Source organism: Achromobacter sp. DMS1 (assembly GCF_001270295.1).
Genome location: NZ_LHSJ01000169.1, coordinates 5,026 through 14,289, shown reverse-complemented (window position 1 = coordinate 14,289; position 9,264 = coordinate 5,026). Strand labels below are relative to the sequence as shown.

Sequence of the window (9,264 nt, the reverse complement as noted above, 5' to 3'; positions counted from 1 at the left end):
CGCGGCCTGGCCGGCGGTGGCCGGCAGGCTGCGCAGCAGGTTCTCGTCGCTGGGCGAGGCGAAGTCGAACACCTCGGAATTGACCCAGCCGCCCTTGGTCCAGGGCGAGATCACATACATGGGAACCCGCGGCCCCAGCCCGTAGACGCCGTGGCGATGCGCGGGGGTGTCGTCTTTTTCGATGCCGCGCACGAGCTCGTGGTATTCGCCCGTGGTGTCAACCGTGGATGCCCCCAGCAGCGCCCCGCCCGGCAGGCGGGTGGGCGGCGCGGGCGGGGGCACGTGGTCGAAGAAGCCGTCGTTCTCGTCGAACATCAGCAGCAGCACCGTCTTGCTCCACACCTCGGGGTTGGCCGTGAGGGCGTCCAGCACGCGCGCGGTGTAGTCCGCGCCCTGCGCCGGGCTGGAGGGGCTGGGGTGCTCCGAGCCGGCCTTGGTGGCGCAGATCCACGATACCTGCGGCAGCTTGCCCTCCAGCACGTCCCGGCGCAGCAGGTCGAGGTCGCGCGTGGTCAGCGCCTTTTCCTTGAGCGCGGCTTGCGAGCCGGCCGCGCCTTTGTAGGCGTCGCGGTAGCGCTTGAAGCCGGCCGTGGGGTTGAGCGAATAGTTGTCCGCCATGTTCTGGTAGATGCGCCAGCTGATGCCGGCCTGCTCCAGGCGTTCGGGGTAGGTCGTCCAGGTGTAGCCGCCCGCCGGATCGCCGCCGGAGAGCTTGTTGTAGGTGTTGCCCAGCGCCGGACCGTTGCCCCGCCCCAGGGGATCGTTGGTGCCGGTCCACAGGAAGAGCCGGTTGGTGTTGGTGCCGCCCGTGAAAGAGCAGTGATAGGCGTCGCACAGCGTGAAGGCCCGCGCCAGCGCGTACTGGAAAGGCATGTCGCTTTCCGTGAAGTACGCCATGGAGTGGTTCTTCTTGGCCGCGGGCCAGTTGCCCATGCGGCCGGCGTCCCAGGCGTCCTGCGCGTTGGACCAGGTATGGGGCGTGCTGGCCACGCGCATGGTCTCGAAAACCTGGCGCGTGTCCAGGTGAAAGGGCAGCACGGTGCGCGGCCCGCCGTCGGGGCGGTCGTTGTACTGCGCCCAGACGCTGCGGTGCCTGCGGTCGGGACTGTCGGGCACGGGGATCGGAAAGCGGTCGCCAAAGCCGCGCACGCCGGCCAGCCCGCCGAAATAATGGTCGAAAGACCGGTTCTCCTGCATGAAGATGACGATGTGTTCCACGTCGCGCAGCGTGCCGGTGCGCCGGTTGGCGGGAATGGCCAGGGCGCGCCGGATCGAGGCGGGAAAGAGCGACAGGGCGCTGCCGGCGGCGGCGAGTCTGGCGCTGCCGCGCAGGAAATCGCGTCGAGTGTGCATGCTCGGAATCCTTGGATGCGACGCTGCCCGCGGGTGGCGGGCAGCGGGAGTCGGAGGAAGGCGGCCCTAGCGCGCGCGCGTGCTTTCGGCGTACTCCATGTAGAGCCGGTGCGCCAGGCGCGCCATGGGACCGTATTCCAGCGGCCGGTCTTCGACGCGGTTCACGTGCACCACCTTGCCGTAGTTGCCGGTGGAAAAGACTTCGTCGGCGGCCTCGACGTCGGCGCGGGTCAGCGTGCGCTCGCGCACGTCCACGCCCTCGGCCTGGAGCAGCGCCAGCACGCGCCGGCGGGTGACGCCGTTCAGGAAAGTGCCGTTGTCGGCCGGCGTGCTCACCACGCCGTCCCTGGCGATCCAGAGATTGCTGGTGGCGAACTCCGCCACGTTGCCGTCCCCGTCGAGCATGATGGCGTTATCGAAGCCCTTGGCGGCGGCTTCGCGGATCGCGCGCTGGCCGTTGGGATACAGGCAGGAGGCCTTGGCGTCGGTGGGCGCCATGTTGGGCCAGCAGCGGGCGAAGCTGGAAAAGCAAGCCGAGAAGCCCTGGTCGCCCGGCATGGGCACCTTGAAGACGTGCAGCACGAACTGCGTCTTGTCGGCCTCGGGCAGCAGGAAGCCGTCGGCGCAGAAGAACATGGGCTTGATGTAGAGCTCGCTGCCTTCGGGAAAGCGCGCCACGGCCTGCAGGCAGAGATCCTGGATCTTCTCCCAGCCGAGCTGCGGCTTCATGAGCATTTTCTCGGCCGAACGGACCACGCGCTGGCAGTGCAGGTCCAGGTCGGGGGTGAGGCCGCGGAACGCGCGCGCGCCGTCGAACACCATGCTCGCCATCCAGAAGGCGTGATCGGCGGGGCCGAGCAGTTTGGGGTTTTCGGTAGACCAGTGTCCGTTGTGCCAAAACAGGGCGTCCATGTCGATTCCTTCGGTATGTGGTGGCGCCGGCGCGGCGCGCCGGCGTGCCGGACCGTCAGGATAACCGGGCCGGCGCCGCTTGGCACCAACAGGCCGCGCGGGCCCGGTTCCGGACGGCCCGCTACGGCGCGTCCAGGGCGGCCTGCACGCGCTGCGCGGCGTCGGCGGGCACCCATGCCTTCCAGACTTCGGCGTAGCGGCGCAGGAAGTAGCGCGCCGCGTCGTCGGGTTCCTTGCCTTCGTTTTCGAGCCAGCCCAGCGTGTCGTCGATGGCCGGAGCGGGAATGCTGAGTCTGCCGAGGAACTCCGCGATGCGCGGCGCCTGGCGCGCGAAGTCCGCGTTCATGCCGGTCACGACCGGATTGGGCTTGAATTCGGTGGGCACCGGGTGCTCGCACTTGGGATCGGTCATGCAGGTATAGGCGGCCTGGTCGAAGGGCGGCAGCTCCAGCTTGACGAGGTCGAGCGCGCCCACCAGCGAAGTCGGCGTCCAGTAATAGAACACGATGTCGCGCTTGCGCTTGTAGGCCGACATGATGGCGGCCTTTTGCGCCGCGCCCGAGCCGGGCGCGAAGAGGGTGTAGTCGCGCTCCAGCCCCAGCGCGCGCAGGAGGTTCTCGTTCAGCGTGCCGCAGGCCCAGCCCGCGGGGCAGCCGTAGATGCGGCCGCGCCCGGGTTCTTCAGGGTCGGCGAACGCCTCTTTGTAGCGCGCCAGGTCGGCGGCCGACTTCAGGCCGGGATGGCGTTCCACCGTATAGCGCGGCACGTACCAGCCTTCGCCGGCGTCGTACACGTGCCCCACGCCCTTGACCTTGCCGCTGGCCAGCGCTTTCTTCCAGGCGCCTTCGATCTGGCCGGGCCACACCTCGGGAGTGATGTCCACGTCGCCGCGCTGCAGCGCGGCCAGCATGGGCAGGGTTTCGCCGATCTCGACGGTGGTCTTGCAGCCGTAGCCGTGTTCGAGCACGAAGCGCTCGATGCCCGCCAGCACCAGGTTGGATTCCCAGTTCAGGCCGCTGAAGCGCACGGGGCGGCTGACTTCGCAGGCGGCAGCGGCATGGGCGGCCGGGGCGGCGCACAGGACGGCCGCGGCGGCGGCACGCGCCAGGGCGCGCCGCGGGAGCAAGGGGTAGCGCATGGTCGGGCACCTTTGCTTGGGATGTGCCCGCCATTGTAGAGCGCGCTGCCCAGGCATGTCCGGGCAGCGCGTCGCGTCAGGCGCGGGCCGCCCGGCGGCGCTCCATGAAGGCGCTCACTTCGCCCACGATGCCGCGGCGGAAAGCCAGCACGCAGATCACGAAGATGAGGCCGATCACGATGGTCACCGACTCGCCCAGGCGCAGGAACCAGTCCACGCCCGTGAGGCTGGCCATGGCCTGCCCGAAGTCGCCCACCTTGTTCTCGAGCAGCACCACGATGAACGCGCCCAGGATGGGGCCGGTGAGCGTGCCCAGGCCGCCGATCAGGGTCATGAGAATGACCAGGCCAGACATCTGCCAGGTGGCGTCCGACAGCGTGGCCGACACGAAGACCAGGGTCTTGGTCGCCCCCGCCAGGCCCGCGATGGCCGCCGACAGCACGAAGGCCAGCAGCTTGAAGCGTTCCACGTCGTAGCCCAGCGAGATGGTGCGCGGCTCGTTTTCGCGCAGGGCCTTGAGCACCTGCCCGAAGGGCGAGTGCACGGTGCGCCAGATGACGAAGTAGCCGAGGATGAAGATGGCCATCACCAGGTAGTACAGGTTCAGGTCCTTGGAAAGGTCCACCACGCCCAGCAGGGTGCCGCGCGGCACGCTCTGCAGGCCGTCCTCGCCGCCGGTGAAGTGCGCCTGCAGGAAGAAGAAGAACACCATCTGCGCCAGCGCCAGCGTGATCATGGCGAAGTAGATGCCGCTGCGGCGGATGGCCAGCGCGCCCATGGCCAGGCCCAGGAGCGCGGCCACGGCCACGCCGAAGAGCAGGCCGATCTCGGTGGGAAAGCCCCACACTTTGAGCGCGTGCCCCGTGGCGTAGGCCGCGCTGCCCAGGAAGGCTGCATGCCCGAAGGACAGCAGGCCGGTGAACCCGAGCAGCAGGTTGAACGCGCAGGCAAAGAGGGCGTAGCACATGACCTTCATGGCGAAGATCGGATACACCCCCACGAAGGGCAGGGCGGCCACGACGATGGCCAGTACCGCATAGCCTAGGAATTGACGATTCATTTTTCTTTTCCGAACAGCCCGGCCGGGCGGAGCAACAGAACAATGGCCATGATGATGAAGACGACCGTGCTGGAAGCCTCGGGCCAGAACACCTTGGTCAATCCCTCGATGACGCCCAGGCCCAGGCCGGTGACGATGGCGCCCATGATGGACCCCATGCCGCCGATCACCACCACGGCGAACACCACGATGATGAGGTTGGATCCCATGAGCGGGGAGATCTGCAGCACCGGCGCGGCCAGCACGCCGGCAAAGCCGGCCAGCGCCACGCCGAAGCCGTAGGTGAGCATGATCATGCGCGGCACGTTCACGCCGAAGGCTTCCACCAGCCGGGGGTTCTCGGTGCCGGCGCGCAGCAGCGCGCCCAGCCGCGTGCGTTCGATGACATACCAGGTGGCCAGGCACACGACCACCGATGCGGCCACCACCCAGCCCCGGTAATTGGGCAGGATCATGAAGCCCAGGTTGGTGGCGCCGCGCAGCGCCTCGGGCGTGGGGTAGGGCTGCCCCGACACGCCGTAGAAGCTGCGGAACAGACCCTCGATGAGCAGCGTCAGCCCGAAGGTGAGCAGCAGCCCGTAGAGGTGGTCCAGCTTGTAGAGGTGCCTGAGCAGCAGTCTTTCGATGACGATGCCGAACAGTCCGACCACCAGGGGCGCCAGGATCAGCATGATCCAGTAGTTGAGCCCCAGGTACGACAAGCCCATCCAGGTGATGAATGCGCCCAGCATGTAGAGCGCGCCGTGGGCGAAGTTGATGACGTTCAGCAGCCCGAAGATGACGGCCAGCCCGAGCGACAGCATGGCGTAGAAAGAGCCGTTGACCAGGCCCAGCAGGAGCTGGCCGAACAGGGCCTGTATGGGGATGCCGAAAATGTCACTCATCTTGTGAAAGTCCTGCGCATGCGAATGAAGGCGAGCGGATTCAGGCCGCGGCCCGGAACGCATCCGGGGCCGCGGCGCGGGATCGTGCGATGGGGATTACTTCTTGACCAGCTTGCAGGTCGACTCGGAGAGCTTGGTGTAGACCTCGTCGCCGGGCAGGGTCGCCACGACCTTGTAGTAGTCCCACGGACCCTTGGACTCGGCCGGGGTCTTCACCTGCATGAGGTACATGTCGTGGATCATGCGGCCGTCTTCGCGCACGTAGCCGCCCTTGGCGAAGAAGTCGTTCACCTTGTTCGACTTCATCCATTTCATGACGGCGTCGGCGTCGTCGGTGCCGGTGGCCTTGACGGCGTTCAGATAGAACGCCACGGCGGAGTAGTCGCCGGCCTGCAGCATGGACGGCTTGCGGCCGATCTTGGCTTCGAATTTCTTGGACCAGGCGCGCGATTCGTCGGATTGATCCCAGTACCAGCCGTCGGTCAGGTACATGCCCTGCGTGGCCTGCAGGCCCAGCGAGTGCACGTCGTTGATGAACACCAGCAGGCCGGCCATTTTCATGGTCTTGGTTACGCCGAACTCATTGGCGGCCTTGATGGAGTTGATCGTGTCGCCGCCCGCGTTGGCCAGGCCCAGGATCTGCGCCTTGGAGGCCTGAGCCTGCAGCAGGAAGGAGGAGAAGTCCGAAGCGCCCAGCGGAGCGCGCACCGCGCCCTTGACCTCGCCGCCCGCGTCCTTCACCACCTTCATGGTGTCGCGTTCGAGGGCGTGGCCGAAGGCGTAGTCGGCCGTCAGGAAGAACCAGCTCTTGCCGCCGTCTTTCACGACCGCGGAGCCGGTGCCGCGCGCCAGCGCCACGGTGTCGTAGGCATAGTGCACGGTGTAGGGCGAACATTGCGCGTTGGTCAGGTCGGACGCGCCGGCCCCGATGGCCAGGAGGGGCTTCTTCTTCTCGGCCGCCACGGCGGCCATGGCCAGGCTGGTGGCCGAGTTGGTGCCGGCGATGATCACGTCGACCTTTTGCTGGTCGAACCATTCGCGGGCGCGGGCCGAGGCCACATCGGCCTTGTTCTGGTGGTCGGCCGAGTAAACCTCGATTTTCTTGCCGTTGATGGCGCCGCCGGCATCCTCGATGGCCATGCGCACGGCCTCCAGGCCGGCCTTGCCGTCGATGTCCGAGTAGACGCCGGACATGTCGGTGATGAAGCCGATGCGGATGACATCGTCGGAGATACCTTGAGCCTGGGCGGTAGCCCCGGCGAATCCCAGGCCTGCCATGGCCAGTGCAGCAGTGATGGTGTGCAGCTTCATGGGATGACTCCTCTTCCCTTTGGTGTATGTGTGCCGGCAAGCCGGCGGACGTCAGATTGTGTTGTTATTCAGCCGATCGCCATGCCGGGCGCGCCGCGGCCGGCTCAGACACCCAGCAGCTCATTGAGCGTGTCCTGTTTCTCCGAAAGCTCGCCGGCCTCGAAGTGCTCCACGATCTGGCCGTGCTCCATGACGTAGAAGCGGTCGGCCAGCGGCGCGGCGAAGCGGAAGTTCTGTTCCACCATGACGATGGTGTAGCCGCGCTGCTTGAGCGCGGTGATCATGCGGCCCAGCGCCTGCACGATGACGGGCGCGAGGCCCTCGGAGATCTCGTCGAGCAGCAGCAGGTTGGCGCCGGTGCGCAGGATGCGGGCCACCGCGAGCATCTGCTGCTCGCCGCCGGACAGGCGTGTGCCCGGCGAATGCCGGCGTTCCTGCAGGTTGGGGAACATGTCGTAGATCTCGGCCAGCGACATGCCGCCGCCCAGCGAGCCCACCACGGGCGGCAGCAGCAGGTTTTCCTCGCACGACAGGCTGGCGAAGATGCCGCGTTCCTCGGGGCAGTAGCCCACGCCGAGATGGGCGATCTTGTAGGTCGGCAGGTCGATGGCTTCCGTGCCGTGGATGCGCACCGAGCCCTTGCGCGAGCCGGTCAGGCCCAGGATGGCGCGCAGGGTGGTGGTGCGGCCGAGCAGGGTCACGACCTCGCCCTGCCCCACGCGCATGTCCACGCCGTGCAGGATGTGGGATTCCCCGTACCAGGCCTGCAGGCCCGAGATTTCCAACGCCGGGGTGCTCATGCATGCGCTCCTTGCAATTCGCCTTCGGTAGTGCCCATGTAGGCCTGCATCACCGCCGGATGGCGGGAGACTTCCGAATAGGGCCCCTCGGCCAGTACCGAGCCGCGCGCCAGCACGGTGATGGTATCGGCGATCGAGGACACCACATTCATATTGTGTTCGACCATGAGAATGGTGCGTCCGGCGCTCACGCGCTTGATGAGCCGCGTGACGCGGTCCACGTCTTCGTGGCCCATGCCCTGGGTGGGTTCGTCCAGCAGCATCAGCTCGGGTTCCATGGCCAGCGTGGTGGCGATCTCCAGCGCGCGCTTGCGGCCGTAGGGCAGGTTCACGGTGAGTTCGTCGGCGAAGCCGCCCAGGTCGACTTCGTCGAGCAGCGCGCGCGCCGGCTCGTTCAGCGCGGCCAGCCGCTTCTCGCTTTGCCAGAAGTGATACGAGAGTCCGGTCTGGCGCTGCAGGCCGATGCGCACGTTTTCCAGCACCGTCAGGTGCGGAAACACCGCGGAGATCTGGAACGAGCGGATGATGCCGCGCCGCGCGATCTGCGCAGGCTTCTCGCCGGTGATGTCGATGCCGTTGAACTTGATGGTTCCCGAGGTGGGCGCCAGGAATTTGGTCAGCAGGTTGAAGCATGTGGTCTTGCCCGCGCCGTTCGGCCCGATCAAGGCATGAATCTCGCCCCGCTTGATGCGCAAGTCGACCCCATTGACCGCGACGAAACCGCGGAACTCCTTGGTGAGGCCTTTTGTCTCCAGGATCGTGTCGTCCATGTCCGCCATACCAGCGTTGATTTTATTTATGTGGGTCCCCGCCCGGCGATCCGCCCGGCCCTTGCGGCTGAAAAAACCGGGACGCGCCCGCCTTTTTCAGAGAGTTGCCGGCGAGTATGCGCACCTCCCTCTCAAAATTCCATGAGGGTTTGTCATAGGTTTTGCAGTGCGGCAAGGGGAATTGTCGGATCGCCGACAATGTGCGGATTACCGGGCTCGGCGGGCGCGGCCCGGGTCAATGCGTCGCAGCAAATAGGCGCTCGCGGCGAGGCGCCGGCCGGGGCGCGGCGCGTCAGGCGGGCGTTTTCTGCTTGTACTCGCAGAGGTCCGAAATGCCGCATTGCGGGCACTTGGGCTTGCGCGCGACGCACACGTAGCGGCCCAGCAGAATGAGCCAGTGATGCGCGTCCTGCATGTATTCGCGCGGCACTACCTTTTCGAGCTTCTGCTCCACTTCGAGCACGTTCTTGCCGGGCGCGAGGCCGGTGCGGTTGGACACGCGGAAGATGTGCGTGTCCACCGCCATGGTGGGCTGGCCGAACGCCGTGTTGAGCACCACGTTGGCGGTCTTGCGGCCCACGCCGGGCAGCGATTCCAGGGCCTCGCGCGTCTGCGGCACCTGGCCGCCGTAGCGCTCGATCAGGATGCGGCAGGTGGCGATGGCGTTCTTCGCCTTGGTGCGGTAGAGGCCGATCGTCTTGATGTACCCGGCCAGTCCTTCCTCGCCCAGCGCCAGCATGGCCTCGGGCGTGCCGTATTGCGGGAAGAACTTGCGGGTCGCGATGTTCACCGACTTGTCCGTGGCCTGGGCCGACAGCAGCACGGCGATCAGCAGCTGGAACGGCGTCTGGTATTCCAGCTCGGTGGTGGGGTGCGGATTGGCCGCCTGCAGGCGGGCGAATATTTCTCGTCGTTTGGCGGCGTTCATGAGCGCGTGGCGTGGCGGCGGGCCCGTGCGCGGGCCAGGGCGTTTTCGATGGCGGAGCGTTTGCGGGCCGCTTCGTCGGCCGCGCTGTCGGGTTCGCGCGCCGGCGGG

Annotated in this window: 9 protein-coding genes; all 9 read right to left on the bottom strand. The window is 67.0% G+C overall.

Going from position 1 to position 9,264, the window contains the following annotated elements:
- Positions 1 to 1,353, bottom strand: a 1,353-nt coding sequence (locus AD428_RS17895; protein ID WP_082308479.1) for a phosphocholine-specific phospholipase C, incomplete at its 3' end; no start/stop codon positions are given.
- Between the two features lie 66 nt (positions 1,354 to 1,419).
- A complete protein-coding gene (locus AD428_RS17890) occupies positions 1,420 to 2,265 on the bottom strand; it encodes a branched-chain amino acid aminotransferase (protein ID WP_053246077.1) in 846 nt (281 codons plus the stop codon).
- Between the two features lie 121 nt (positions 2,266 to 2,386).
- Entirely contained in the window at positions 2,387 to 3,403 is a 1,017-nt protein-coding gene (locus tag AD428_RS17885) for an ABC transporter substrate-binding protein (RefSeq protein WP_053246076.1), read from the bottom strand.
- 76 nt (positions 3,404 to 3,479) lie between these two features.
- Positions 3,480 to 4,463 carry a branched-chain amino acid ABC transporter permease gene (locus AD428_RS17880; protein WP_053246075.1) on the bottom strand — a complete coding sequence of 328 codons (984 nt, stop codon included), beginning with the start codon at positions 4,461 to 4,463 and terminating at the stop codon, positions 3,480 to 3,482.
- Positions 4,460 to 5,347 (bottom strand): branched-chain amino acid ABC transporter permease, encoded by an 888-nt coding sequence (locus AD428_RS17875; RefSeq protein WP_053246074.1) that lies wholly within the window; start codon positions 5,345 to 5,347, stop codon positions 4,460 to 4,462. The genes AD428_RS17880 and AD428_RS17875 overlap by 4 nt, the downstream gene beginning before the upstream one ends.
- 96 nt (positions 5,348 to 5,443) lie before the next feature.
- Positions 5,444 to 6,658, bottom strand: a complete 1,215-nt coding sequence (locus AD428_RS17870; RefSeq protein WP_053246073.1) for an ABC transporter substrate-binding protein — start codon at positions 6,656 to 6,658, stop codon at positions 5,444 to 5,446.
- A gap of 104 nt (positions 6,659 to 6,762) precedes the next feature.
- Positions 6,763 to 7,458 (bottom strand): ABC transporter ATP-binding protein, encoded by a 696-nt coding sequence (locus AD428_RS17865; protein WP_053246072.1) that lies wholly within the window; start codon positions 7,456 to 7,458, stop codon positions 6,763 to 6,765.
- Complete coding sequence (locus AD428_RS17860) at positions 7,455 to 8,228, bottom strand: ABC transporter ATP-binding protein (RefSeq protein ID WP_053246078.1); 774 nt, start codon at positions 8,226 to 8,228, stop codon at positions 7,455 to 7,457. The genes AD428_RS17865 and AD428_RS17860 overlap by 4 nt, the downstream gene beginning before the upstream one ends.
- A 292-nt stretch (positions 8,229 to 8,520) precedes the next feature.
- Entirely contained in the window at positions 8,521 to 9,156 is a 636-nt protein-coding gene (nth, locus tag AD428_RS17855; protein WP_053246071.1) for an endonuclease III, read from the bottom strand.
- Between the last annotated feature and the right edge of the window lie 108 nt (positions 9,157 to 9,264).

Excerpts from the sequence above, each read along its gene's own strand:
- AD428_RS17890 (WP_053246077.1), bottom strand. The coding sequence starts at position 2,265 with ATGGACGCCCTGTTTTGGCACAACGGACACTGGTCTACCGAAAACCCC.
- AD428_RS17885 (WP_053246076.1), bottom strand. The coding sequence starts at position 3,403 with ATGCGCTACCCCTTGCTCCCGCGGCGCGCCCTGGCGCGTGCCGCCGCC.
- AD428_RS17880 (WP_053246075.1), bottom strand. The coding sequence starts at position 4,463 with ATGAATCGTCAATTCCTAGGCTATGCGGTACTGGCCATCGTCGTGGCC.
- AD428_RS17875 (WP_053246074.1), bottom strand. The coding sequence starts at position 5,347 with ATGAGTGACATTTTCGGCATCCCCATACAGGCCCTGTTCGGCCAGCTC.
- AD428_RS17870 (WP_053246073.1), bottom strand. The coding sequence starts at position 6,658 with ATGAAGCTGCACACCATCACTGCTGCACTGGCCATGGCAGGCCTGGGA.
- AD428_RS17865 (WP_053246072.1), bottom strand. The coding sequence starts at position 7,458 with ATGAGCACCCCGGCGTTGGAAATCTCGGGCCTGCAGGCCTGGTACGGG.
- AD428_RS17860 (WP_053246078.1), bottom strand. The coding sequence starts at position 8,228 with ATGGACGACACGATCCTGGAGACAAAAGGCCTCACCAAGGAGTTCCGC.
- nth (WP_053246071.1), bottom strand. The coding sequence starts at position 9,156 with ATGAACGCCGCCAAACGACGAGAAATATTCGCCCGCCTGCAGGCGGCC.